General features: G+C 71.1%; 11 protein-coding genes. 3 read left to right on the forward strand and 8 right to left on the reverse strand.

The window, feature by feature from the left end; genetic code table 11:
- Positions 1–187 precede the first annotated feature (187 nt).
- A complete protein-coding gene (locus tag LRA89_RS00300; RefSeq protein ID WP_230635494.1) occupies positions 188–16,321 on the forward strand; it encodes an autotransporter outer membrane beta-barrel domain-containing protein in 16,134 nt (5,377 codons plus the stop codon).
- 228 nt (positions 16,322–16,549) lie between these two features.
- Here the strand turns inward: LRA89_RS00300 and LRA89_RS00305 are convergent, their stop codons facing one another.
- The 5 genes from LRA89_RS00305 to katG all read right to left on the reverse strand — a co-directional run bounded on the left by LRA89_RS00305 (position 16,550) and on the right by katG (position 23,212).
- Positions 16,550–18,703, reverse strand: a complete 2,154-nt coding sequence (locus tag LRA89_RS00305) for a TonB-dependent siderophore receptor (RefSeq protein ID WP_230635496.1) — start codon at positions 18,701–18,703, stop codon at positions 16,550–16,552.
- Between the two features lie 123 nt (positions 18,704–18,826).
- Positions 18,827–19,909, reverse strand: a complete 1,083-nt coding sequence (locus tag LRA89_RS00310; protein ID WP_230635498.1) for an alpha/beta hydrolase — start codon at positions 19,907–19,909, stop codon at positions 18,827–18,829.
- 27 nt (positions 19,910–19,936) lie between these two features.
- Positions 19,937–20,572, reverse strand: a complete 636-nt coding sequence (locus LRA89_RS00315) for a hypothetical protein (RefSeq protein WP_230635501.1) — start codon at positions 20,570–20,572, stop codon at positions 19,937–19,939.
- The gene (locus LRA89_RS00320) at positions 20,569–20,871 is read right to left on the reverse strand and encodes a PadR family transcriptional regulator (protein ID WP_329958499.1); all 303 of its coding nucleotides are present in this window, start codon (positions 20,869–20,871) and stop codon (positions 20,569–20,571) included. The genes LRA89_RS00315 and LRA89_RS00320 overlap by 4 nt, the downstream gene beginning before the upstream one ends.
- 121 nt (positions 20,872–20,992) lie before the next feature.
- Positions 20,993–23,212 carry a catalase/peroxidase HPI gene (katG, locus tag LRA89_RS00325; RefSeq protein WP_230635503.1) on the reverse strand — a complete coding sequence of 740 codons (2,220 nt, stop codon included), beginning with the start codon at positions 23,210–23,212 and terminating at the stop codon, positions 20,993–20,995.
- Between the two features lie 144 nt (positions 23,213–23,356).
- Here katG and LRA89_RS00330 point away from each other — a divergent pair, with 144 nt between their 5' ends.
- A complete protein-coding gene (locus LRA89_RS00330; RefSeq protein ID WP_230635505.1) occupies positions 23,357–23,836 on the forward strand; it encodes a nucleoside deaminase in 480 nt (159 codons plus the stop codon).
- A 156-nt stretch (positions 23,837–23,992) separates the two neighbouring features.
- Here LRA89_RS00330 and LRA89_RS00335 read toward each other — a convergent pair whose 3' ends face one another.
- The 3 genes from LRA89_RS00335 to LRA89_RS00345 form a co-directional block, all read right to left on the reverse strand.
- The gene (locus LRA89_RS00335) at positions 23,993–24,871 is read right to left on the reverse strand and encodes a polysaccharide deacetylase family protein (protein WP_230635507.1); all 879 of its coding nucleotides are present in this window, start codon (positions 24,869–24,871) and stop codon (positions 23,993–23,995) included.
- Between the two features lie 242 nt (positions 24,872–25,113).
- The gene (locus LRA89_RS00340) at positions 25,114–25,503 is read right to left on the reverse strand and encodes a hypothetical protein (protein ID WP_230635509.1); all 390 of its coding nucleotides are present in this window, start codon (positions 25,501–25,503) and stop codon (positions 25,114–25,116) included.
- A 318-nt stretch (positions 25,504–25,821) separates the two neighbouring features.
- A complete protein-coding gene (locus tag LRA89_RS00345; RefSeq protein WP_230635511.1) occupies positions 25,822–26,433 on the reverse strand; it encodes a TetR/AcrR family transcriptional regulator in 612 nt (203 codons plus the stop codon).
- A gap of 107 nt (positions 26,434–26,540) precedes the next feature.
- Between LRA89_RS00345 and LRA89_RS00350 the strand changes: the two genes are divergently transcribed.
- Positions 26,541–26,993, forward strand: a complete 453-nt coding sequence (locus tag LRA89_RS00350) for a tRNA (cytidine(34)-2'-O)-methyltransferase (RefSeq protein ID WP_230768856.1) — start codon at positions 26,541–26,543, stop codon at positions 26,991–26,993.
- Position 26,994: the final 1 nt, after the last annotated feature.

The following is a 26,994-nucleotide window of genomic DNA, read 5'->3' on the forward strand; positions in this document are numbered from 1 at the left end:
ATCCCGTATGGAATTGCCGGCCGTCCCAACTGTTCCAAAATGCTCTGACGTAACGATTTTTTGGAAGACGACGCCGATTGTCAATTTGCCCCTACCGGATATGGGTGATGGATTAGGGCGATGTTGCTTCGCGAATGACGGGTTTCGTTCGACGGCGATCATCCTGCCGGGGTATCGGGGGTAGAGTATGATTTCGGAACGCACCGTGTCGCGGGCGGCAGTCGCCGTTGTTCTCGAACGCTTCATGGACCAGTTCGATTTCGCGAAACTGACGGCGGCCGAACGGTCGCTGGCCCGCCGCGAACTCGTCCTGCTCCGCCCGTCGCTGGCGGACGATGACGGACGGCTTGCGGCCGCGCTGGAACGGCTGGATCAGGCGTTGGGAACGCCCGGTCCCGTCCGGCAGGGTCACGTCCGTTCCGGCAACGCCACGCAGGCCAGGCGATTGCAGCGGCTGCTGCGCCAACTGGCGCCGCTGACGCTGGGCGGCGTGGCGGCGGCAACCGTCGGTGCGGCGCCCGCATTCGCCTATGCCGCCCCGGTATTGGGCGATTCGGTCGTCAACCCGGAGACGGGCACCACCGAAACGGTGATCGAGCTGATCGGCGACCATTCGGTCCGCACCGACAAGAACAACGTCATCCTGCTGGCACAGGCGGTCGGCGACGTCTTTACCGCGACGGTGCCCGATACCAGCACGACGCCGACGGGCACCAAGACGGTGACATACACCGTGACTGCCGTGTCGCTGACCGACGGCCGAGTCACCGGCGTCACGCTCAAGGATGCGGCGGACGTGGTGTCGACGACCGCCGTCGTCAAACCGGTCAACTACACGCCGCCCGCGGCGGGCGGTGGCCAGGGTTCCGCCACCAGTTTCACATTGCCCAGGGCGACGGGTGAGCGCGGCCAGTTCTCCGACATCCGGCAGGGCGGCAACGGCGGCAACGGTCGCGACGGCGGCGGCGTCGAGGTGTGCTTCGGGGCGCTCGGCTGCGCGCGCATCGCCTATGATCCCAAGCCCGGCGGTGCCGGCGCGGCGGGCCCGACGTTCGTCGCCACGGTCGATGCGACCAATGGCGATGTCACCACCATCGCCAACAAGCGTCCGGGCATCGCGATCGTCAGCACCGGCGGCAATGGCGGCGAGGGCGGCACCGCCTATGGCACCATCCCGGCGGCGCAGGGCGGTGCTGCGGGCGCGGGCGGTACGGTTCGCGGCAACAATTACGTCAACGTCGTCACCAATGGCGAGAACAGCCATGGCATGTTGGTCCAGAGCACGGCGGGCCGGGCGGGGTCGGGCGGCGGCTGCTATATCGGCTGCACCGGCGGCGGCGGCGGGACGGCGGCCAGTGGCGGCGTCGCGTCGGGGTACAACTACGGCGACATCTTCACCTATGGCAAGGGCGCGGCCGGCATGGTCGTGCAGAGCATGGGCGGCAGCGCCGGGACCGGCGGCGAAAGCTACGGCATCGTCGGGATCGGCGGCAAGGGCGGCGTCGGCGGTAACGGCGGCAACGCCTATGCCCGCAACGAAGGGCGGATTCGGACCGCCGGCGAAGCCGCGCACGGTGTGCTGGCGCAGTCGGTCGGCGGCGTCGGCGGCAATGCCGGCGCGGGCGGCGGGCTGGTCGCGTTCGGCGGCGATGGCGGCGGTGCGGGCAACGGCGGCACGGCCGAGGCGAGTGCGGGGGCCGGCAGCGTCATCGTGACGACGGGCGACTTCGCGTTCGGCATGTCGAGCCAGTCGATCGGCGGCGGCGGCGGCCTCGGTGCGATCGCCGGGGGCATCGTCTCCTTCGGCGCGAGCGGCGGCACCGCCGGATCGGGCGGCACGGCCAAGGTCTCGCTGGACGACGGGGCCTATGTCGAAACCAGTGGCGAAGGCGCGTACGGCGTCTTTGCCCAGTCGGTCGGCGGGATGGGCGGCACCGCCTTCGGGACCGGCGGCGTGTTCACCATGGGCGGGACCGGCGGCGTCGGCGGCAATGGCGGCATGGTCGACGTCGTGTCGGGCGCGACGATCGTCACCGGCAAGGATGGCGACGGCACCGACGCGCGCGGCATCTTCGCCCAGTCGGTCGGCGGTGGCGGCGGCAACGCGTTGGCATCGGGCGGCGTCGTAGCGCTCGGCGGCAGCGGCGGGATCGCCGGCGACGGCCAGACGGTCCGGGTCGAGACGACGAAGGCGAGCAGCGTCACGACGCGCGGACTGGGCGCGGACGGCATCTTCGCCCAGTCGGTCGGCGGTGGCGGCGGCGCGGGCGCGTCGTCGGGCGGCGTCGTGGCGATGGGCGGATCGGGCGGCGGCGGCGGCATCGGCGGTGCGGTGTCGGTCCGCAATGCCGGCGAGATCCAGACATGGGGACAATTGTCGCGCGGCATCCTCGCCCAGTCGGTCGGTGGCGGCGGCGGCACCGGCGGCGACGGATCGGGGCTGGCCGCGATCGGCGGCAGCGGCAGCAAGGCGAGCCAGGGCGGCGACGTCACCGTCGGCAACAGCGGCGCGATCACGACCAACCGGAACCGTTCGCACGGCATTCTGGCGCAATCGATCGGCGGCGGCGGTGGCGAGGGTGGGACGACCGGCATCGACGGCGATACCGGCTTCGCGATGTTGCTGGCGATCGGTGGGTCGGGCGGCGGTGGCGGCAGTGGCGGCATCGTCACGGTCGACAGTTCGGGCAGCATCGTCACCCGGGGCGATGATTCGCACGGCCTGTTCGCCCAGTCGGTCGGCGGTGGCGGCGGCAACGGCGGGTCGAGCACCTCGCTCAGCCTGTTCGCCGGGGTCGCGATCGGCGGATCGGGCGCGGGTGCCGGCGATGGCGGCACCGCCACGCTCAACTTCGCGCAACAGTCGATCGATGTCGGCGGCGTCGCCACGCTGCTCGACCCGACGATCACGACGGCGGGCGAGCGGTCGCGCGGCGTGTTCCTGCAATCGGTCGGCGGTGGCGGTGGTTCGGGCGGCTTCGCGGTACAGGCGACCGGCGGAATCATCGGCGCGGTCAGCGTCGCGCTGGGCGGATCGGGATCGGGCGGCGGCAAGGGCGGCGAGGTGCGCGGCACCGGCGACGTCCGCATCTTCACCGCCGGCGCGAACAGCGAAGGCTTTTACGCGCAGTCGGTCGGCGGCGGCGGCGGGGCGGGCGGCTATTCGATCGCGACCGCGGTCACGCCCGCCGACGGCGCGGCGATCGCGGTCGGCATCGGCGGATCGGGGGCCGGCGGCGGCGATGGCGGCTTCGTCAAGCTGACCACCGGCGGATCGATCGTCACGCAGGGGATGTTCTCGACCGGGCTGCTGGCGCAGTCGGTCGGCGGCGGCGGCGGCAACGGCGGCTACAACATCTCCAGCGCGGTTGCCGCAGGATCGATCGCGGCGCTGGGCGTCGCGTTCGGCATGGGCGGCACCGGTGCTGGCGGCGGCGCGGGCGGCGATGTCGACGTCGTGTACGACGGGTCGATCGCCACCGGAAACATCGACGGGTCGGGCAGCGATTCGGCGGGTGCCGTCATCCAGTCGGTCGGCGGCGGCGGCGGCAACGGCGGGGCCAATACCTCGGGCGCGATCGCCGGCGGCGGGCGCGTCGCGATCGGCGTGGCGATCGGTCTGGGCGGCGCCGGGGCCGGGGGCGGCAGCGGCGGCGAGGTCAAGGGCACGGTTGGCGGCGGCGTGGTGACGCGCGGTGAGCGATCAACCGGCGTGCTGGTCCAGTCGGCCGGCGGCGGCGGCGGCAATGGCGGCTATAACATCAGCGGCAACCTGACGGCGGCGGGCACGCTGGCGGGCGGTGCGTCGATCGGCTTCGGCGGTGCGGGCGGGCTGGGCGGCGACGGCGGCATCGTGACCGGCCGCAGCAGCGGGACGATCGCGACCTACAATGCCGATTCGTCGGGGCTGGTGGTGCAGAGCGTCGGTGGCGGCGGCGGCAACGGCGCGCTGAACGTCGCGGCCGGAATTACCGCGAGCGCGGCGATCGGCGGCGGTTTCTCGCTCGGCTTCGGCGGATCGGGCGGCAAGGGCGGCAAGGGCGGTAAGGTCGAGGGCTATGCCGACCGGACCGTGACGACGCAGGGCGACAATTCCACCGGCGTGCTGGTCCAGTCGACCGGCGGCGGCGGCGGGGCCGGCGGCCTGAACGTCGCGGCGGCCGTGGCGCTGACGGGTACGGCGGGCATCGGCATCGGGATCGGCTTCGGCGGCGCGGGCGGTGGTGGCGGCGACGGTGGCAGCGTTACCGCGGTCGGCCATTCGGTGACAACCGCGGGGCTGAAATCCAGTGGGTTCGTCGCCCAGTCGGTCGGCGGGGCGGGCGGCACCGGCGGGATCAACATCGGCGCAGGGATCGCGATCGGCGTGGGGCAGAGCGCGGCGGTCGGCGTCGGCCTTGGCGGGTCGGGCGGCGGCGGCGGTGCCGGGGGTGTCGTCGATGCGACGGTGATCGGCAGCGTATCGACCAAGCGCGATATGTCGCATGCGGTCATCGCGCAATCGGTCGGCGGTGGCGGTGGTGTCGGCGGGTTCAACATCGCGGGCGGGCTGGCAGCGGGCGGCATGGGCGCGGGCGCGTTCAACTTCGGCCTCGGCGGATCGGGCGGCGGCGGTGGCGGCGCGGCGGCGACGACGCTGCGCGTGAGCGGCGACGCCGTGACCGGCGGCAAGAACAGCGACGGTATCGTCGCGCAGTCGCTGGGCGGCGGTGGCGGCAATGGTGCGTTCAACGTCACCGGCGGCATCGCGGCCGGCGGCACGACCGGGATAGCGATCGGCGTCGGCATCGGCGGTGCGGGCGGCGGCGGCGGGGCCGGCGGTGCGGTCACGCTGGAGGTCAACGAAGGTGCGGCGGCGGGCGATCCGGCGCTGGTCGCCGCAACGACCGTTGGCGACGGGTCGCGCGGGATCGTCGCGCAATCGGTCGGCGGTGGCGGCGGCAACGGCGGCTTCAACGTGACCGGCGGCGCGACGCTGTCGGGCGCGGGCGGCGCGACGATCGCGGTCGGGGTCGGCGGCATCGGCGGCGATGGTGCCGGATCGGGCGCGGTCGTCGCCAAGGTCAGCGGCCGGACGACGACGCAAGGGGCCAAGAGCGATGCGGTGATCGCGCAGTCGGTCGGCGGCGGCGGCGGCAATGGTGCGTTCAACATCTCGGGCACGCTGGCGCTGGCCGGCGGCGGGGACGCGGCGGTCAGCGTCGGCGTCGGCGGGGCGGGCGGCAAGGGCGGTTCGGGCGAGAGCGTCACGCTGGCCGTCAACGCGGCGGCGGCAAACCCCGCGACGACGTTGATCGCGGCGGCGACCGCCGGCGAAGGATCGCGCGGGATCGTCGCGCAATCGCTGGGCGGCGGTGGCGGTAACGGCGGCTTCAACGTCAGTGCGGCCGTCAGCCTGAGCGGCGGTGGGGCCGGTGCGGTCAGCGTGGGCATCGGCGGATCGGGCGGCGACGGCGGCAATGCCGGCAAGGCGGGCGCGGAGGTGCCGGGCACGGCGCTGCGCGATCAGGATTATTCGGTCGACGCCACCATCCGGGGGCGGACGCTGACCACCGGCGTCAACAGCGACGCGGTGGTCATCCAGTCGCTGGGCGGCGGCGGCGGCAACGGCGATTTCAACGTGTCGGGCGCGCTGGCGATCGGCGCGGGCGGCGTGGGCGGCACCGGCAGCGTCGGGATCGGTGGGTCGGGCGGCAAGGGCGGTCAGGCGGGCGCGGTCCGCCTGCGATTGAACGACGGGGCCGATGCGAGCGATGCGGCGCTGTTCGCCGCGACGACGCAGGCATCGGGATCGCGCGGCGTCGTCATCCAGTCTCTGGGCGGCGGCGGCGGCGGCGGTGCGTTCAACGTCAGCGGCGGGATCGCGATCGGTTCGGGCGGGGCCGGGGCGGCCTCGTTCGGGATCGGCGGATCGGGCGGCGGCGGCGGGGACGGCGCGCGGATCGACGCGACCGTGACCGGGCGGAGCGCGACGGCCGGCGCGGGCAGCGACGCGCTGGTTGCGCAATCGATTGGTGGCGGTGGCGGTTCGGGCGGTTTCAACGTCGCGGCCGGCGTGGCGTTGTCGGCAGGGGGATCGGGATCGGTCGCGATCGGCATCGGCGGATCGGGCGGCGGCGGTGGCGATGCCGGCGTGGTCCGGCTGGGCGTCAATCAGGGCGTGGCCGTGCCCGCCGATACGCTGGTTGCGGCATCGACCGAGCGCGAAGGATCGCGCGGGATCGTCGCGCAGTCGCTGGGCGGCGGTGGTGGCAATGGCGGCTTCAACGTGTCCGGTGCGCTGTCGGGCGCGTCGGCGCTGGGCGTGGCGGTGGCGGTCGGCATCGGCGGTGCCGGTGGTGATGGCGGCGACGGCAAGGCGGTCGACCTGTCGATACAGGGAATGACGCAGACGCTGGGGGCCGACAGCCATGGCGTGGTGGCGCAGTCGGTCGGCGGCGGTGGCGGCAGCGGCGGGTTCAACGTCGCGGGCAGCATCGCGTTGGCAGGGGGCGGATCGGCGGCGATCGGCGTCGGCATCGGCGGATCGGGCGGCGGCGGCGGCAATGCCGGCGCGGTAGACCTGCGGCTGAACACCGGGATCGTCATCAACACCGACGTGGCGGCGGCCGTTACCGGCGGCGATCGTTCGGGCGGCGTGCTGGCCCAATCGATCGGCGGCGGCGGCGGCACCGGCGGCTTCAACGTCACCGGCGGGCTGAGCCTTGCCGGACAGGGTGCGGCGGCGATCGGCATCGGCATCGGCGGATCGGGCGGCGGCGGCGGCAGCGGCGGCGCGGTGGCGGCGGCGATCAGCGGCCGGACGGCGACGAGCGGCAAGGCGAGCGACGCGGTGCTGGCGCAATCGGTCGGCGGCGGCGGCGGGTCGGGGGCGATGAACATCACCGGCGGCATCGCCATCGCCAAACAGGGGGCCGGCAATTTCGGCTTCGGCATGGGCGGCAGTGGTGGCGGGGGCGGCGATGGCAGCACCGTCGACCTGCTGGTCAACTACGGGATCGTCGATCCCGCCGACGGCCTGATCGCGGCATCGACGCAGGGCAGCGAATCGCGCGGCATCGTCGCGCAGTCGCTGGGCGGCGGCGGCGGCACCGGCGGCTTCAACGTCACCGGGCAGCTCAATGCGGCGGGCCAGGGTGCAGGCGGCCTCGCGATCGGGGTCGGCGGTTCGGGCGGCGGCGGCGGCAAGGGCGACCGGGCGACGCTGGTCGTGCAGGGCGCGACGCTGACGCAGGGCTTCAAGAGCGACGCGGTACTGGCGCAATCGATCGGCGGCGGCGGCGGTGACGGCGCGTTCAACGTGGCGGGCGGCATCTCGCTGGCCGGCAAGGGGGCCGGCACGGTGGCGATCGGCGTCGGCGGGTCGGGCGGTGACGGCGGTGCGGCGGGGGCGGCATCGGCGATCATCAACGCCACGGTCCGCGACAGCCGGCGCGATCTGGTCGCGGCGCTGACCTCGGGCGATCAGGCGCGCGGCGTCGTGGTGCAGTCGATGGGCGGCGGCGGCGGCAATGGCGCGTTCAACATCAGCGGCATCGTGCAGATCGCCGGCACCGGCGCGGGTGGCGTCGCGTTCGGCGTGGGCGGATCGGGCGGCAAGGCGAGCGACGGCGGCCTCGCGACCGCATCGATCACCGGACAGACGATCACGCGCGGCGCGGACAGCGATGCGATCGTCGTGCAGTCGGTCGGCGGCGGCGGCGGCAATGGCGGCTTCAACGTGTCGGGCGCGCTGTCGTTCGCCGGCAAGGGTGCTGGCGCGGGCGTGATGGGCGTCGGCGGATCGGGTGGCGGCGGCGGCAAGGGTGGCGATGCCGCGGTGCGCGTCAATTCGGGGGTGATCGTCCCCGGACTGGACCTGTTCGCGGCCAGCACGACCGGCGCGGGATCGCGCGGCATCGTCGTCCAGTCGCTGGGCGGCGGCGGCGGCGACGGCGCCTTCAATATCAGCGGGCAGATCAGCGGCGCGGCGACCGGCGCGGGGGGCCTCGCGATCGGTATCGGCGGATCGGGTGGCGGCGGCGGCGATGCCGGCAGCGTCCTCGGCGACATCACCGGTCGGACGACCACGGCGGGGGCCGGCAGCATCGGCATCCTCGCCCAGTCGGTCGGCGGCGGCGGCGGCAACGGCAGCTTCAACGTGGCGGGCAGCATCGCGCTCGCCAAGAGCGGCGCGGGCAACGTCACGATCGGCGTCGGCGGATCGGGCGGCAGCGGCGGCGATGCGGGCAGCGTGACGCTGGACGTGAACCAGCACAGCAGCGACCCGACCAACGCGCTGGTCGCGGCGGCGACGGCGGGCGACGGATCGACCGCGATCGTCGCGCAATCGCTGGGCGGCGGCGGTGGCAACGGCAGCTTCAACGTGTCGGCCGGCGTCGCGATCGCCAAGGACGATGCCGGCAACCTCGGCTTCGGCATGGGTGGATCGGGCGGTATCGCCGGTGTGGGCGGTGCGGTGAAGGCGCGCATCCACGGCGACATCGCGACCGGCGGCATCGATGCCGGCGGCGCGCTGATCCAGTCGGTCGGCGGCGGTGGCGGCAATGGCGGCTTCAACGTATCGGGCGGACTGGCGGCCACCAAGAGCGGTGGCGCGGGCAATATCATGATCGGTGTCGGCGGCTTCGGCGGCGCGGGCGGCAACGCCGGCACGGTCGACGCGGCGCTGGTCAGCGACATCGTCACGACCGGGAACAATGCCTATGGCGCGGCGATCCAGAGCATCGGCGGCGCGGGCGGCATCGGCGGCTTCAACGTCACCGGCGGCGTCAGCCTGACGATGGGCACATCGGCGGCGGGCACGTTCGGCCTTGGCTTCGGCGGGTTCGGCGGCGGCGGCGGCGATGCCGGCAACGTGGTCGCGCGGATGCTGGGCAGCATCACGACCAGCGGCGCGCAGGCGCACGGCCTGCTCGTCCAGTCGCAGGGCGGCGGCGGCGGTGCCGGCGGGATGAACATCACCGGCGGCGTCGCCATCGGCAAGGGCGGCACGGGCAATATCGGCATCGGCGTGGGCGGCTTCGGCGGCACCGGCGGCTATGCCGGAACGGTCGATGCGACGACGCGCGGGCCGGTGTCGACCAGCGGGGCCGGCGCGTACGGCGCGCTGTTCCTCAGCCTTGGCGGGGCCGGCGGGGTCGGGGCGATGAACGTCACCGGCGGCGTCAGCGTTTCGGTGGGCGATTCCAGCTCCACCTCGGTCGGGATCGGCGTCGGCGGCTTCGGCGGCGGCGGCGGCGATGCGAAGCGGGTAACGGCGAGCGTCGACGGCCTCTACCGGACCGATGGCGTCGGCGCGGCCGGCGTGGTCGCCACCAGTCTGGGTGGCGGTGGTGGTGACGGCGGCATCAACGTGTCCGGCACGCTGGCGATCTCGTCGAAGGGGGCGGGCACCAGCGTCGTGATGGGCGTGGGCGGCTTCGGTGGCGACGGCGGCACGTCGGGCGACGTGACGCTGACCCGCACCGGACAGACGGTGACGCAAAAGGCATCGTCCGACGGCGTGGTCGCGCAGTCGATCGGCGGCGGTGGCGGCCGGGGCGGCATGAACGTGTCGGGCGGTATTTCGGGCACGCTCGACGGCGAAGGCACCAGCGTCGTGATCGGCGTGGGTGGCTTTGGTGGTGCGGGCGGTAATGCCGGCAAGGTCGACGCAACCATTCGCGACAGCGTGTGGGCGGCGGGCAGCGACGCGGCGACGCCCTTCTACCCCGAGGATCTGGCGCTGGCCGATGACCAAGTGGTTGATTTCGGTGCCAGGACCAGTTTGCGCAACGGATCGAGCGGGATCGTCGTCAAGTCGCTCGGCGGTGGTGGCGGTTCGGGCGGCATCAACATCAGCGGCGGCATCGCGCTGGCCCCGAGCAAGGGTGACGGCAACGCCAGCGCGCTGGTGCTGGGCATCGGCGGGTTCGGTGGGGCAGGCGGCGATGCCGGCGACGTGACCGCGACCATCGGCGCAGCATCGGGTCCGCGCATCCAGGTGCAGGGCACGGGCGACCAGAAATCGGCGGTCTATGTCGCATCGATCGGCGGCGGCGGCGGTGACGGCGCGCTGAACGTCTCGGGCGGAATCACGACCGAGGGGCAAGTGGTCGCCGGGATCGGCGGCAGCGGCGGCGGCGGCGGTTTCGGCCGTGCGGTCGTCGCCCGGGTCGATGCCGATCTGTTCGCCACCGGCTATCAGTCGAGCGGGCTGGCGGTGCAGTCGCTGGGCGGCGGCGGCGGCAATGGCGGCATCAACATCTCGGGCGGCCTGAAGACGCTCCGGCGCGAGCCGGTCATCGTGTTCGGCATGGGCGGCGATGGCGGCGTCGGCAATTCGTCGGGCAACGTAACGGCGTATCAGCACGGCCAGGTCGTAGTGAACGGCTTCAATTCCACCGGCGTGCTGGCGCAGAGCATCGCCGGCGGCGGCGGCAACGGCGGCATGAGCTTCGTCTCGGCGATCAGCCTTCAGGGCGGGAACAGCCAGTCCGATTCCTTCACCGCCGCGATCGGCGTCGGCGGCAGCGGCGGGCGCGGCAGCAAGGCGGGCGACGTCCGGGTGGAAAGCACCGGCGACATCCTGATGAACACCGTCGTCACGATGGACGACAAGGATAATGCCGTGCTGTCGGCCGGGTCCGAGCAGGGCATGTCGACCGGCATCAAGGCGCAGTCGATCGGCGGCGGCGGCGGCAACGGCGGCTTCAACTTCGTCGGCACGGTCGCCTTCAAGAACAGCCCGCTGGTCGTCGCGGTGGGGGGCAGCGGCGATGTCGGCGGCGACGCGGGCGATGTCACCGTCATCCGCGGGCTGCGCGAGGACGGATCGATCAGCCGGTCGCTCATCAACACCTTCGGCATCGCCTCGACCGGGCTCGTCGCCCAGTCGATCGGCGGCGGTGGCGGCAGCGCCGCGACCAACCTGTCGCTCGGCTTCGCGCAGACGCCCGCCGAGCGCACGTCGTTCGGCGGCCTGTTCCAGGTCGGCGGGGACGGCGCCACGTCGGGCGATGCCGGGCGGGTGAACGTCGTCCATGTCGGGTCGATCCAGACCAACGGCGCGGCCAGCGAAGGCATCCTCGCCCAGTCGATCGGCAAGGGCGGCGGCAACGCCGCGGTCAATCTGGGCATCCTCGTCGTGAAGGCGGCGAAGGGTGCCCCCGATTCGGGCAAGTCGTCGACGATCAACGGCCTTGCCGTTGCCGTCGGCGGGGCGGCGGGCGACGCCGGAACATCGAACACCGTGACCGTCCGCCATGACGGCACGATCCAGACGAAAGGCAACAGTTCGAGCGCGATCGTCGCGCAGTCGATGGCGGGCGGCGGCGGGAACGTCGCGCTCAATACCGGTGCGGTCGTGGGTGCCGACAACCTGCTGTCGATCGGCATCGGCCGTCAGGGCGGCCGGGGCGGTCGCGCGGGCAATGTCGCGGTCACGGCCAGCGGGCTGCTGGTCGTCGACGGGAACGACAGCAACGGCATCGTCGCCCAGTCGATCGGTGGCGCGGGCGGCCTGAGCGGTACGTCGGTGGTCGGCGGCGAGGCGAAGGATGGATCGGGCGATACCGCGATCAAGCAGGGCTTCGCGCTGTCGGTCGGGCTGGAGGGCGGCGCGGGCGGCCTGGCCGGCACGGTCGATGTCGACAATCGTGCGGACATCGTCACCAGCGGCCGGAACGCGCGCGGTATCCTCGCGCAATCGATCGGTGGCGACGGCGGCGTCGGCGGCAGCGCGTCGGTGCTGGGCCGGGGACAGGCGCAGAGCGTCTCGCTGGCGCTGGGCGGCGGCGGTGGCGGCGGTTCGCGCGGTCAGAAGGTGTCGGTCCGCAATCTCGGCACGATCGTGACGACGGGGGTGAGCAGCGATGCGATCTTCGCCCAGTCGATCGGCGGCGGCGGCGGTATCGCCGGGGCCGCCGCGACGTTGCGGCAGGGCGAGGCGCCTGCCGGCAAGACCTTTGCGACGGTGGGCGTGACCGTCGGCGGCAGCGGCGGGTCCGGCGCGGTCGCGGGCGATGTACAGGTGGACAATTTCGGGCAATTGTCGACCAGCCTCGACGACAGCCTGGGCATTCGCGCCCAGTCGATCGGTGGCGGTGGCGGGTCGGGAGGTGCCGCGTACATGGTACAGAAGGCGTCGGGCACCGAACTGAAGTCGTTCAGCCTGATGCTGGGCGGCAGCGGCGGGGCGGGTAATGCGGCGGGTCGGGTCGACGTGACCAATTACGGCCTGATCCGCACCGCCGGCGAAGGGTCGCACGGTATCGGCGCCAATTCGATCGGCGGCGGCGGCGGCAATGCCGGGTCGGTCGGCAACATCACCAAGATCGGCGCCGGCAGCGGCGACGCGACCGTCGTCCAGGTGGCGATCGGCGGTTCGGGCGGCTCGGGCGGTTCGGGCGGCACGGTGCGCGTCGCCAATATCGCCGGCGCGACGATCAACGAAGGTACGATCACCACCAGCGGTGCCAAGGCGCACGGCATCTTCGCGCAGAGTCTGGGCGGCGGCGGCGGCAACGGATCGTCGGTCCTGTCGCTGCTGTTCGGTTCGGCCGGCGCCGACAGCGTTTCGGCGGGGCTCAGCCTTGGCGGCGCGGGCGGCGACGGCAACCTCGGTGGCAGCGTTACCGTCGAGAACAGCGGGCGGATCTATACCGACGGTGTCGAATCGCATGGCATCCTTGCCCAGTCGATCGGCGGCGGCGGCGGCAACGGCGGCGTCACCGTGGCGACCAACGGCTTCTGGGGCGGCGCGACCAAACGGGCACCGATCCTCGCGCTCGGCGGGATCGGCGGCACCGGCAACGACGGCGGCACGGTCCGCGTCGTCAACACCGGGCAGATTTTCACCACCGGCGCGCGCGCCGACGGCATCGTCGCCCAGTCGATCGGCGGTGGCGGCGGCAATGCCGGCCTCGCGGTCGGCCTGACCGGAGAGGTCCGCACGCTGGTCGCCTCCAACCTGCTGGCCTTGACGGTCGGCGCGGTCGGCGGCGGCGGGTCGGGCAAGGGCGGCGAGGTGTTCGTCGAGAACAGCGGCGACATCACCGTCACCGGCGCGGGCGCGAAGGCGATCGTCGCGCAAAGCATCAACGGCGGCGGCGGCGGCACGCATTTCTCGCTCGCCGACCTGCAACTGCCGAGTGTCGGCGTCGCGATTCCGGGCGTCGCCATTCCGCCGCTCGGCGAACTCGACGGCATTCCCAATCTGGTCGCGGGCGAACCGGTCAACCGGAAGGTCACGCCGGTCATCGTCGCCACGCGCCTCGGTGCCGACGGGGTCGCGTCGATGAACGCGGGCAAGGTGACGGTCAGCAATACCGGCACGGTCCGCACCGCCGGCGATTACGGTGCGGGCATCAGCGAAGTCTCCGTGGGGAGCGGCGGCGGTGCGCTGACCATCGAGGGCAATCTGGTCAAGGCGGTCGTGCCGCTCGCCGCCACGGCAACCGCCTCCGCCCCCGGTGACGCGCTGGCGCGGCTCGCGGCCGCCACGCCCGAGACGTTCAGCGCGCAGATGATCTACGCGATCGGGCTGGGGGCGAAGAACAGCACCGACGGGTCGGGTGCGGACATCGTGTCGACGCAGACCGGCGACGTCGTGACCACCGGCGCGGCGACGCCCGGCATCATGGTGCAGACGATCGGCGGCGGCGGCGGATCGGCGCTGGTCAACGTCACGACCGAGGATGCGACGCTGATCGACAGCGTCCGCTTCGGGCTGGGCGGCGTCGGCACGTCGGGATCGTCGGGCGGGGCCATTACCCGGACGCAGAACGGCATCGTCGCGACGACGCAGGCGCTGTCGCATGGCGCGCTGATCCAGTCGATCGGCGGCGGCGGCGGTTCCGCGATCGGGCGGGTGGCGATGACGCCGGCCAGCGGGGCGGCGGCAGCCGTGACCTCGACGCCGATCGCCGCTGCGATCGTCTCGCTCGGCGCGAATGGCGGCGCGCGCAACGACGGCGGCGCGGTCGACGTGACGTTCAACGGCGGCTTCGCGACGCAGGGCGCGCAGGCCCATGGCCTGATCGTCCAGTCGATCGGTGCCGGCGGCGGATCGGTGTCGCTCGACGGGTTGCAGCCGACATCGCTGATCGTCGGCGGCGTCAACGGGGCCAGCGGTTCGGGTGGTACGATCCGCGTCGCCAACACCGGTGCCGTCACGGCGCAGGGCACCGGCGCGCACGGCATGGTCGTGCAGTCGATCGGCGGCGGCGGCGGCATCGTCTCGGGCGCCTTCGCGCGCACGGCGGCGACGCTGTCGGCGGCCAACAGCGGCAATGGCGGCATGATCGCCGTGACGCAGAAGGGCGACGTGATCGTCGGGGGCGACCGCGCGTTCGGTATCGTCGCGCAGAGCCTCGGCGGCGGCGGCGGCCTGATCGGCGACGGCTTCGCCGGGTCGGCGGGCGGGGTCGGCTCGGCCGGCGCGGTCACGCTCGACGTGCAGGGATCGGTGATGGCGATGGGCGTCGATTCGACCGCGATCGTCGCGCAGAGCATGGGGTCGCAGGGGGCGGGCGACATCGCCGTCACGACCTCCGGCAACGTTCGCGGCGGCAGCGGCGCGGGCGCGGCGATCCGCCTTGCGGGCGGTGCGAACAATGTCGTGCGCAGCGCGGGAACGCTGTCGGCGGTTTCGGGCCTCGCGGTCGTCGGCGGTGCCGGCAACGACCGGGTCGTCAACACCGTGCTGGCGGTCGGCAATTTCACGCTCGGCGGCGGCACCAACGCGCTGGAGAATGCGGCCGGCGCGACGCTGGTCACGCTCGACACGATCGACCTGCGCGACGGGGCCGGCAGCAGCGGCACCTTTACCAACGCGGGGCAGCTCAGCCTTGGCTTGTCGGCCAGCGCCTATCCCATCGACCTGCTCGCCGGGGCGACCCAGCCGGTGCGGACGGTGGCCGATGCCAGGACCGACCTGCTGAACGGTACGCGGGTCATCAGCCAGGTCGCGCTCGACGGCGATTTCGTCCAGACGAAGACGGGCAACACGACGTTCGACGTCGCGTTCGGCCCCTATGCGTCGGACCGGTTCGACGTGACCGGGCGGGCGAGCGTGAACGGCACCGCCGGCATCACGCTCACCTGGCTGGAGAACAGCGCGCCGGTGCTGCTGTGGGCGGCGGCGGGCGGCGGGGTCGACAACGGCCTGTCGATCCCCGACACGCTGGCGATCGATTATCGCACGATCGCCGATGCGCAGGGCATCAAGCTCGGCCTCACCAGCAATTTCGGCCTGTCGTTCCTGACCGCCAACCAGCAGGCGATCGGGCGGTCGCTCGATTCCGCGCTGACCGTCGGCAATGCGGCCGGCATCGGCCGGCTGATGGCGCTGCTCGGCAATCTGGGGGCCGGGCAGGAGGCGACCTATCAGCGGATCATGGCCGAACTCGACCCCGAACCGCTGCTGGCACCGGGGCTGGTCCAGTTCGCGGCGGCGCGTACCTTCGCCGGCCATCTGTCCGGCTGCGACGCGCTCGCCATGGGCACGCGGTGCGTCTGGGGCCGGGTCGAGCGGAACCAGTACGACCGCAACGACAAGGCCGGCGATTCCACGATCGCGCAGGACGACAATGCGCATCTGCGCGCCGGGTTCGAACTGCCCTTTGCGGAAGCCTGGGCGCTGGCCGGGGCGGTCGGCTATGACGACAGCGGGCGGCTGGACGTCGGCGGCGGTCGCGCGCACGGCGACTGGAACGCCGTCCATGCCGGTCTGGCGGTCCGCCGCGCGATCGGCGGCGACGCGCAGGGCGCGGTGTCGCTGGGTGTCGCGGGTGGCCTGCAACGCGGCGACATCGACCGGCGCCAGACGGTGTTCGTCGATGCGGTCGGCCAGTCGCGCGTCCGCAACGACTATGTCGCGTTCAACGCCAACGCCGCCTACACGCTGACGGCGGGCCGGGTGTTCGCACGGCCCGAACTGAACCTGTCCTATGTCGGGCTGGGTCAGGGCGAGTTCGCGGAGAAGGGCCTGCTCGGCCTTGGTGTGCAGGCAGTGCGCCATCGCGACTGGATCGCCACGGCGTCGCCGGGCGTGACGCTGGGCGTGAAGCTGAGCGACGGGGTGCAACTCTCGGCCAATGGTGCGGCGGTGCTGCACGACAAGTCGAGCTATGCCGCGCCGTTCCGTTTGCTCGGCGCGGACGCCAGCGCCGATCCGGCCACGATCCGCTCGGGCTTCGACCGGACCGGATGGGCGGCGGGCGTCGACCTGACGCTGGTGCGCGCCGACCGTTTCTCGGTCGATGCCGGCTATCGCGCGGAATGGGGCAGGACGACGACGGTCCAGAACCTGCGCCTGAAGGCGAAGCTCGGGTTTTAGGGCGGATCGACATTCAGCTTTGGCAGGGGGAAATCTGCCCTTGCCCCCCTCCGCGTCATCCCCGCGCAGGCGGGAATCCATACACGCCGACGCTGGTGATCGAACCGAGCCCGTTGCGTCTATGGGTTCCCGCCTGCGCGGGAACGACGAACAGCCGTAGCATCCGCTCCGCCCGGTCTTGCGGTGGCCAGCCGGTGTCGCGGTGGAGGGGGGCCGGTTTCCTCCTCCTCAAAAACTCGTGCGCAGCCCGATCGCGGCGGTGCGCGGGGCACCGGGCTGGACCCACAGCGGCGAATAGCTGTTGGCGTACCACCGCGCGTCGAACAGATTCTGCACCGCCGCGAACAGCGTGACGCCGTCGACCGGCTCGACCTCGCCGAAGATGCGGGCAAGCGTGTGCGAGGGCAGGGTGAAGGCGGTGCCGGTTTCGCCCGATCGATCGCCGACATGGTGCATGCCGCCCCCGGCGCGCGCCTTGCGGCCGGCGAGGGTTAAGTCCCTGGCAAGCTGCACGTTCAGACTGTGGTCGGGAATGTTGACGAGCCGGTCGCCGGGGCGGATCTGGAAGTTGAAATTGGGTTCGAGCAACGTCGATCGCGCCTCGGCATCGAGATAGGCATAGCTGAACAGCACCTCGACATCGCCCGGCAGGCGGCCGGTCAGGTCGAGTTCGACACCGCGACTGCGCGCCTTGCCGATCGCGACCGAAAAGCCGGGATTGCCGGTGTCGCTGGCCAGCACGTTCGACTTGGTCAGTTCGAACGCCGCCAGCGTGGCGTTCCACCGGCCGCCGGGCAGGGCCAGCTTGATGCCGACTTCCTTCGACCGGCTGATCTCGGGATCGAAGATCGCGCCGGTCACGTCGGTGCCGATGTTGGCGCGAAACCCCTCGCCATAGGCGGCATAGAGGGTGAGCGGGTCGCTCAACCGATAGACGAGCCCGGCCTGCGGGCTGAAGCGGCCGACGCTGCGGTCGCTGTCGATTCCGGTCAACCGGTTGAGCGTGCGCAGGCGGACCGAATCATACCGCCCGCCGACGCGCAGTTGCAGCCGGTCGGTCAGCGCGATCTGGTCCTGCACGAACGCGCCGCCCGATTCCTGCACGTCGAGGCGATCGTTCTGCGGTCCCGGCGTCGGCAAGGGGAAGCGGCCATAGACCGGATCGGCAATGTCGAGGACATAGCCCGCGCGGTCGGTGGTTGTCGCGCCGACGACGGCGGGGCGGAAGCGGCCGAACTGCTGGTCGTTCTCGAACCGGTCGAGATCGGCACCGATCAGGACGCGGTGGCCAAGCGTGCCCGTATCGAACGCGCCCGACAGTTCGGCGCGCACGACCCACTGGCGCGAATCATACCGCCGCGAGCGGCGCTGGCGCGACAGCGAGCGGCCGTCGCGAAACAGCTTCTGGCGGGCCGGCACCAGTTCGGCATCCGACGAGAAGCCGGTGAGCAGCGTGTCGCGCAGGCTGGCCCCGACGAGCAGGCTCCAGTCGCCGCTCAGATCATGCTGGACGCGAAGCTGGTGGCCGGTCGCGCGCGCGACGGTATCGCCGTCGCCCGGCTCGCCGAGGAAGCGCGTGCGCGGCACGGTGGCGAAATCACCGTTCAGCACGACGATGCCGCGATCGAACGGCGTTTCGACCCGCGTCCATTCGAAATCATAGGTCAGCCGCGTTCTCGACCCGATCGCCAGCCCGACCGAGGGGAGGAAGCCCCGGCGGTGGAGGTCGACGCTGTCGCGGAACGTGTCGCCGTCCTCGGCATAGCCGATCAACCGGGCGGTGAGCGTGTCGGTAAGCGCCAGATTGACGTCGGCTTCGCTGCGCAGCCGGTCGAAGCTGCCGAGTTGCAGCGACGTGCTGCCGAAGGTGCGGCCGATCTCCGCCTGTTTGGTGACGAGGTTGACGGTGCCGCCGGGCTCGCCGCGTCCCAGCAGCGCCGCCGCCGGGCCTTTCAACACCTCGACCCGTTCGATCCCGGCGACGTCGCGCGGGCCGCCGAAACCGCGCCCGCCGTTGAAGCCGTTGACGAGATAGCCGGTCGGAATGTTCTCGTCGCCGGCGAAGCCGCGCACCGCGAAACTGTCGAACAGGCCGCCGAGCGTGTTCTGGCGCGAGACCGAGGCGTTGAGATCGAGCGCGTCGCCCAGCCGCAGGAAATTGTTTTCCTTGAGCGTTTCCTCGTCGATCTGCGCGATCGACTGCGGGATTTCGGCAAGGGTGAAGTCGCCGCGATACGCCTGCCGCACGCCGGTGACGGTGATTTCCTGATCGGCCGGCGCGGCATCGTCCCCCGGCTCGTGCGCCGCCGCCGGTGCCGCCGCCAGCAGTGCCGAACCGGCGAGGCGCATCATCAAACTCGCGCGCGAAGCGTGGCGCAGCATATCAACCCCCGTTATTGGCCAGACCGCGCGGGCAGGACCGGCGACAGGAGCGCGCCTATTGGCGGCACGTTACACCATCGTCAATGAGATGTTATATCAGTTACGCCGCCAACGCCGACCCGGCTATCGTTTCACCGACAGCGCATCGTCCAGCCAGTCGCCGACCAGCGCGACGGCGCGCGGCGAGCCGAAATTGGGGCCGAGCCTTGCCACCTCGTCCTCGCCACCGGTCACGGCACCGTCCTGAAACCAGTGGCTGAGGCCGGCGAGTACGACCACCTTGCCGCGCGGGTTGTCGCGCAACGCTGCCCGCGCGGCGGCGGATTCTTCGGCGGCGGAGATCAGCGGGTCCTTCTCGCCGAACACCGCAAGGACCGGAACGTGCAGCGCCTTCAGGTCGGAGGCGGAGCGTAGCCGGTCGGCCTGCCACGCTTCCTCGGTATCGATCATCGCCAGTGCGCCCTGCGCCTGCGCGGGCGAGAAGCCGGCATCCTCGAACCGCGCGATCGCCGCGATGCGCAGCGGCGTGATCGCGGCCATGTCCCGCCGGTCGATCCGCGCCTGAAGCAGCGCGGTGATCGCGTCGATCGCGGGGTCGACCACCGCCGGCGCGCGGCCGGCGGCGATCATCTGATGGCGGATCGCGCGGGTGAGATAGGGCAGGCCGTCGCCGACCGATCCGGCCAGCGTCACGACCGCCGCGATCCCCGGATCGGCGGCCGCGACCGCCGGGGCGACGACCCCGCCCTGGCTGTGCCCGACCACCGCGATGCGCCACCCGTCGATGTCGCCGCGCGCGCGCATCGCCGCGACGGCGGCCGCCGCATCGGCGGTCAGAAGCGTCAGATCCTCTTGGTACGTGCCGCTCGACTGGCCGACGCCGCGCTTGTCATATTCGAGCGCGGCGATGCCGTCGGCGTTCAGCCGCCGGATGAGGTCGCCATAGCCACCGCGCCCGTTGCGACCATGGCCCTGGACCAGCACCGCCAGCGGAACCCGTGTGCCGGGCGCTGCAGCCGGCAGATGCAGCGTGCCGGCCAGGGTGACGCCCGGTTCGGACGCGATCCGCACCTCGGTCGCCATGCCTGTCGGGCGTTCGGTGATTCGTGCCGGCCGGACATCGCCGGCCGGTGGCAACCATCCGCCCAGCATCAGCGCCGGGCACAGCCCCGCCGCCAGCCGCATCAGGTTCAACGCGCCGGTCATTCTTCCTCTCCCGCTGGATCGGGCCGGTCAGGATGCCGTCCCGAAGTCCTCCCGTGCCGCGTGGTGCCACCACGCGAAGATCGACACCGCCGCCAGTTCGGCCACCACCGCCGCGACCGGCAGCAGCAGCGTGGTCACGTCCAGCATCGCGCACGCCGTCAGGAGCGCGAGCGTCGTGATCGTCGCCGCGCCGAAGCGCATCGCGGTCGCGACCCGTGCCCAGTTCCGGTCGAGCACCCACCACGCCAGCGGCAGGTGGCAACCCGCCAGCGCCAGCAACAGCACCGCCAGCACCGGGCCGGTCGACCGCGTGCCCGCGTTCAGCAGCGAGACGTGCGTGCCGCTGCCGGTCAGGAAGCCGCCGAGGCCGTCGCTCGCCGCGACGAAGGGAAAGCCGAACAGCGTCGCGACCACCAGCATCGCCGCCACCGGCAACAGCAGCCCCAACGCCAGCGCATAGCCGGCCAGCAACCGGCGGCCCTCGCCATGCCGTGGCAGCATGCGCCATGCCCCGATCAGACAGCCCAGCGCGAAGCGGAGCGACCGTCCATCGGCGGCGGCGGCGGGCTGTTCGGCGAGCATCGCCGCACCCCATGCCGCATGGCGCGTGCCGAGGCTGCGGACCGCGAGCGCGAGGAGCAGCCGGACGAACGGCGCGCTCATGCCGGAAACGGCACGCCGTCGGGCGCGGGGCGATCGGTGGCGAGGTCCCGCGCCAGTTGCAGCCCGGCGGCGGTCAATCGATAGGCGTGGCGCGGCGGCCGGCCGGGGTGCTCGGGCGCGCACCATTCCGCCTCGACCAGTCGCTGATCGGTCATGCGCATCAGCAACGGATAGATCGTCCCCGACATCAGCCCGGTGGCCTTCATCAGTTCATAGCCGTGCCACCATTCGGGCGCGCGCGCCGCCAGTGCTTCGATCAGCGTCAGCATCTGTGGCGAAGGGCGACGGGTCCGGGCCATAAACCAATAACAACATATGTAGAGTTAAGCGTCAAGCGGTACGATCGACGCCCATGAAAAGGGGTGCCCGGACGCTCTGCCCGGACACCCCCGTCACGCCGAAGCGTGGATCAGAGCGCGATCATGCCTGTCCGAGATCGAACCGGTCGGCCATCATCACCTTGGTCCATGCCGCCACGAAGTCCTTGGCGAACTTCTCGCCGGCGTCGTCGCAGGCATAGACTTCCGCAATCGCGCGCAACTGCGAGTTGGAGCCATAGACCAGATCGGTGCGCGACGCGGTCCACTTGCGCTCGTGGGTGTGGCGATCGGTGCCGACGAACTCCTGATCGCTGTCGTCGCTGACCTGCTTCCATGCGGTGGCCATGTCGAGCAGGTTCACGAAGAAGTCGTTGGTGAGCTGCCCCGGCCGGGTGGTGAACACGCCGTGGTCCTTCGCCTTGCCATGGTTCGCCCCCAGCACGCGCAGCCCCGCGACCAGCACCGCCATTTCGGGCGCCGACAGGCCGAGCAATTGCGCCCGGTCGATCATCAGCTCCTCGGTCGGCACGTTGAACTGTACCTGGAGATAGTTGCGGAACGCATCGGCCTTCGGCTCCAGCACCGCGAAGCTCTCCACATCGGTCCAGTCCTGCGTCGCGTCGGTCCGGCCGCCGACGAACGGCACCGCAACGGCGTGACCGGTCGGCGCGATCGCCTGTTCGACACCGACGACTCCGCCCAGCACGATCAGGTCGGCGATCGACACGCTCTTGCCACCCTTGGCGTCGAAACCGGCCTTGATCCCGTCATAGACCGCCAGCACCTTCGCCAGTTGCTCCGGCTCGTTGACCTCCCAGTCCTTTTGCGGGGCGAGGCGGATGCGCCCGCCATTGGCACCGCCGCGCTTGTCCGACCCGCGATAGGTCGAGGCCGAGGCCCATGCGGTCGTCACCAGTTCGGCGATCGACAGGCCTGACGCGGCGATTGCCTGCTTGAGCGTCGCGACCTCGGCATCTCCGATCGGCTCGCCGGTCGCCTTGGGGACCGGGTCCTGCCAGATCAGGTCTTCCTTGGGCACTTCCGGGCCGAGCAGGCGGATGTTCGGCCCCATGTCGCGGTGGGTCAGCTTGAACCACGCGCGCGCCCAGACATCGGCGAAATAGGCCGGATCGGCGCGGAATTTCTGGCAGACCGCGTTATAGGCGGGGTCGACCTTCAACGCCATGTCGGCGGTCGACATCATCGTCGGCACCTTCTTCTCCGGGGTATGCGCCGCCGGGGCCAGCGTATCCTCGGGATTGCCGACCGGCTGCCACTGGTGCGCGCCCGCCGGGCTCTTCACCAGTTCATATTCATGGTCGAACAGCATGTCGAAATAGGTCATGTCCCACGTCGTCGGCGTCGGCGTCCATGCCCCTTCGAGGCCCGAGGTGATCGTGTGATCGCCCATGCCGCTCTCATGCGTCGATGCCCAGCCCAGACCCTGCGCGGCGATGTCCGCGCCTTCGGGTTCGGTGCCGACATGGGCGGGATCGCCCGCGCCATGCGCCTTGCCGAAAGTATGGCCACCGGCGGTCAGCGCCACCGTCTCCTCGTCGTTCATGCCCATCCGCGCGAACGTCTCGCGCATGTCGCGCGCCGAGCCCTTGGGCATCGGGCAGCCGCCCGGACCTTCGGGGTTCACATAGATCAGCCCGTGCTGGATCGCGGCGAGCGGGCTTTCGAGCGCGAGGCCGGCTTCCTCGTCGATCCGGGTCTGGCCGAGCCATTCTTCCTCGGTGCCCCAGTACACGTCCTTTTCGGGCTCGAACACGTCCTCGCGACCGCCGCCGAAGCCGAAGGTCGGCCCGCCCATCGATTCGATCGCGACATTGCCGGCGAGGATGAACAGGTCGGCCCAGCTCAACTGGCGGCCGTACTTCTGCTTGATCGGCCACAGCAGGCGGCGCGCCTTGTCGAGATTGCCGTTGTCCGGCCACGAGTTGAGCGGGGCGAAGCGCTGCTGCCCCGCCGACGATCCACCGCGCCCGTCGCCGGTGCGATAGGTGCCGGCCGAATGCCACGCCATGCGGATGAAGAACGGGCCGTAATGGCCGTAATCGGCCGGCCACCATGGCTGGCTGTCGGTCATCAGCGCGGTCAGATCGGCCTTGAGCGCATCATAATCGATGCCTGCGAATTCGGCGCGATAGTCGAAGTCGTTGCCGAACGGATTGCCGCTCACGCCCTTCTGGTGGAGGATGTCGATCGACAGCGCCTCGGGCCACCAGTCGCGCGCGGTCTGGCCCAGCAGGCGGCGCATCGCGGCGGGTTGCTTCTTGGGATCGTTGATCGGGCTGTTTTCGGGGATGGCGTCCATCGCAACTCTCTCCATGACTATTCCGCGTGAGATGACCGACCGGGGACACGTATTCCAACGATTTGAACCAATGTGTCCGATCGGATTTTTCGATGGGCCGGCCGCAGCGGCGGACCGGTCACACGACTTCCATCGAGGCCCGTCATGAACGCAACCGATATTGCCTGTCTCCGTCGCTGCGTCGATCTGGCCGGCAAAGCGGTGTCGGCGGGGGACGAACCGTTCGGGTCGCTGCTGGTGTCCGCCGATGGCACGGTGCTGTTCGAGGATCGCAACCGGACAGGCGGCGGCGATCCGACGCGGCATCCCGAATTCGCGATCGTCCGCTTCGCGGCGGAGCATCTGTCGCCGGAGGAACGCCGCGGCGCGACCGTCTATACCTCGGGCGAACATTGCGCGATGTGCGCGGCGGCGCACGGCCTCGTCGGGCTGGGGCGGATCGTCTATGCGACGTCGACGCCGCAACTGGGGCAATGGCTGGCCGAACTGGGCAGGCCGTCGCTCGGCATCGCGCCGCTGCGCGTCACCGATGTCGTCCCCGGTATCGAGGTCGCGGGACCCGTCGAGCAATTCGCCGACGAGGTCCGTGCCCTGCATGCGCGACGTGGGACGGACCGGGATTGAACAAGGCGTTCGACGTCTCCCCTCCCTGACAAGGGAGGGGGCGGGGGTGGGTCGGCCGGTTGTAGGAAGCTTACGTTTCCTCTCCGACCCACCCACCCCCAGCCCCTCCCTTGTCAGGGAGGGGGGCAACTTGCCGGAGTCCGGCGAATGTCGATCCTACACCGCCAGCCCGTTCGCCTCGACATGGGCGGCGATCTCGCCGGCGGTCGTCCACCAGATGCGCGGATCGTCCGCCCCGCGCAGGTCGCTCAACACCCGGGCGAGCGCGGGAACGCGGTGCGCCTGCCCCATGATATAGGGGTGGAGCGCGATGCCCAGCACGACCGGGCGGCGGTCACATTCCGACAGGAGCTGATCGACGGCGGAGCGGATCATGGCCGCGAACGTCTCCGCCTCCTGCCGGCGCTGGATGATCGACGGGATGTCGTTGATCTCCTGCGAATAGGGCACCGATAGCATGCCGCCGTGTCTGGTCGACAGCCGGGTCGGCTGGTCGTCGTGCGCCCAGTCGAGGACGTAGCGATAGCCCGCTTGCGCCAGCAGGTCGGGCGTGTCGTGGCTTTCCGAAATCCATGGGCCGAGCCACCCGGTCGGCCGCGTGCCGAGCGCGGCGAGGCGTTCGGTCACGTCCGCGATCAGACGTGCTTCGCGGCCGGGCGTCATGTCGCCCTGCGCCCGCGCGTTGCCGCCACCATGCGCCGCGATCTCGTCGCCCCGGTCGCGGCAGGCTTCGGCAAGGCCGGGGCAGCGGTCGAGGACATCGGCGTTGAGCAGCGCGGTGGTGCGCAGCTCCAGCCGGTCGAACAGGTCGAACAGCCGCCATGCCCCGACGCGGTTGCCGTAATCGCGCCACGCATAGTTCATCACATCGGGGTCGGTCTGCGACGGCGCCAGTTCGGCGCCCAGCCCGCCGCCGAAGTCGAACACCTCGTAATTGACGCCGAGATAGAGCGCGAGGCGCTTGCCGCCCGGCCAGTCATAGACCGGGCGATCGACGATGCTGCGATAGGGATAACGATCGTGGTGTGTGGCCATGGCGGGGCGAACGCACGACCCCGGCCATCGCTGCACCCCCGGTGTGTCGGAGTCCGTTTGAAAATTCGCGGGAGAGCGAGTTTCGAGGCGGTTCCGGCCCGCTCCCCCTCGGGTCCCAGCAAAGTAATACTTTGCTGGGCTACCCTCTCCCGTCCACCCATTGAGTGTACCCTGTAGGTGGACGGGAGGGGGAGCGGGCCGGAACCGCAAAACGCGGCAATCGCGCGTTTTCCAACAGCCTCTCAGCCGCGGGCGTGGTTCCGGCTGCGCGCCGTGCCGATGCTGGCGACTATGGTTTCATACTGGTCGGTCGAAAAGCCCGCGCGCAGGAACGTCTTGAGTTCATGCACCGGCACCGCGAACCCGCGATGCCAGCTCAGCACCGCCATGCGGCGCAGCGCTTCCAGTTGCGGATCGGCGAGGTGCGGGCTGCCGCGTCGCGTACCGAACACCCGGCCGAGCGCGACCGATACCCGCCCCGGCTCGCGCAGCGACGACAGGCGGTCATGCTGCGCCAAGGCGACGACCGACCATTCGAGCGCGCTCAGCCCGGTACGCGGCACAGCGGCGGTCTCGACGCTGCCTGCCTGCACCGCAAGCATCGGATCACCGGTGAAATCGACATAGGCCATGAACGGATCCTCCCTTTGGATGGCGCACGGTGGCTTGATCGAGGCGCGACCGGGCGGTCGCGGCCCCATGATGGTGCCGACGTGCAGATGCACCTCCGCCATCCGCCCGATCATCGGGCCGGCGGACGTGCCGAAATCGAAGCATTGGACTGCGGCGTCGCCGACGTTACCGGGCGATCACCGCGAACACACAGGGTCGGGCATGGTGCAGCCTTTGCGGATACCATCGAGGCACCGCTGCGATGCCCTCTTCTATACTGGTCGGTATATTAAGCGGAGAAGCGGTCGTCAACGCCTTTTATACCGACCGGTAGCTTTTTATCGCCCCGGCCACATCATCAGGCTGGTGGCCACCACCCGTTCCAGATCGGCGCGGGTCGCCCCCGATCCGGCCTGCACCGCCATCCCCTGCAACACGGCGTAGAGATAGCCGGTCAAACCGGCGACATCGACATGGTCGGGCAGGTCGCCGTCGCGCTTGGCGCGTTCGAATCGTTCGACCAGTGCCGCCTGCGCGCAGGCGCGCCGCTGGATCATGTCGGCCTTGATCGATCCGGCGTCCGCGCCGCACGCGGTGGTGCTGATGACCCCGAGACACCCCTTGGGGCCACCGCTGTCGGTCTGCGCATCGATCGCGCCGCGCATGAAATATTCGGCGACGGCGCGCGCGGTCGGCTGGTTCAGCGCCTCGCGGGTATAGGCCATCTTCTCGGCTTCGTAGAGGTCGAGCGCCTTGTGGAACAACGCTTCCTTGTTGCCGAACGCGGCATAGAGGCTGGGCTTGGTGATGCCCATCGCGTCGGTCAGATCGGCCATCGACGCGCCGTCATAGCCCTTTGCCCAGAACACGCCGAGCGCCTTGGCGAGTGCTGCATCGACGCAGAATTCGCGGGGCCGACCCTTGGGCGAGGGAGTTGCAAGCGATTCCATAACGGCCGGTACATAAGGAGAGCGTCCCCCGGTGGCAAGCCGGCGTGGCGGCAGCGGCCTTGATCGCCCCGCTTGCCAAGCGCGTGCGCCCACGCCAAGCGGCGGCGATGCGTATCGCCCTGTTCGAGCCCGAGATCGCCGGTAACGTCGGTGCCGTGTTGCGCCTGTGCGCCTGTGTGGGCGCCACGGTCGACCTGATCGAGCCGCTGGGCTTCGCATGGGACGACCGGCGGGTGCGCCGCGCGGCGATGGACTATATCGATCACGTCACCGTCACCCGCCACGCCGATTTCGCTGCGTTTCGCGCCACGCTGGACGGCGGCCGGCTGGTGCTGTTCTCCACCAAGGCGACCGAGTCGGCCTATCGCTTCGCCTATGCGCCGGGCGACGTGCTGCTGTTCGGCAAGGAGAGCGCGGGCGTGCCGCAAGCCGTGGCCGATGCGTGCGACGCACTCGTCCGCCTGCCGATGAAGGACGCGGTGCGATCGATGAACCTCGCCACCTCCGCCGCGCTGGCACTGGGCGAGGCGCTGCGCCAGACCGGTGGCCTGCCCGGGTAGG

The sequence above is a fragment of the Sphingomonas sp. Leaf4 genome (assembly GCF_920939515.1).
Lineage (GTDB): Bacteria > Pseudomonadota > Alphaproteobacteria > Sphingomonadales > Sphingomonadaceae > Sphingomonas.

Excerpts from the sequence above, each read along its gene's own strand:
- LRA89_RS00335 (WP_230635507.1), bottom strand. The coding sequence starts at position 24,871 with ATGGCCACACACCACGATCGTTATCCCTATCGCAGCATCGTCGATCGC.
- LRA89_RS00345 (WP_230635511.1), bottom strand. The coding sequence starts at position 26,433 with ATGGAATCGCTTGCAACTCCCTCGCCCAAGGGTCGGCCCCGCGAATTC.
- LRA89_RS00340 (WP_230635509.1), bottom strand. The coding sequence starts at position 25,503 with ATGGCCTATGTCGATTTCACCGGTGATCCGATGCTTGCGGTGCAGGCA.
- LRA89_RS00320 (WP_329958499.1), bottom strand. The coding sequence starts at position 20,871 with ATGGCCCGGACCCGTCGCCCTTCGCCACAGATGCTGACGCTGATCGAA.
- LRA89_RS00310 (WP_230635498.1), bottom strand. The coding sequence starts at position 19,909 with ATGACCGGCGCGTTGAACCTGATGCGGCTGGCGGCGGGGCTGTGCCCG.
- LRA89_RS00330 (WP_230635505.1), top strand. The coding sequence starts at position 23,357 with ATGAACGCAACCGATATTGCCTGTCTCCGTCGCTGCGTCGATCTGGCC.
- LRA89_RS00350 (WP_230768856.1), top strand. The coding sequence starts at position 26,541 with ATGCGTATCGCCCTGTTCGAGCCCGAGATCGCCGGTAACGTCGGTGCC.
- katG (WP_230635503.1), bottom strand. The coding sequence starts at position 23,212 with ATGGACGCCATCCCCGAAAACAGCCCGATCAACGATCCCAAGAAGCAA.
- LRA89_RS00315 (WP_230635501.1), bottom strand. The coding sequence starts at position 20,572 with ATGAGCGCGCCGTTCGTCCGGCTGCTCCTCGCGCTCGCGGTCCGCAGC.
- LRA89_RS00305 (WP_230635496.1), bottom strand. The coding sequence starts at position 18,703 with ATGCTGCGCCACGCTTCGCGCGCGAGTTTGATGATGCGCCTCGCCGGT.
- LRA89_RS00300 (WP_230635494.1), top strand. The coding sequence starts at position 188 with ATGATTTCGGAACGCACCGTGTCGCGGGCGGCAGTCGCCGTTGTTCTC.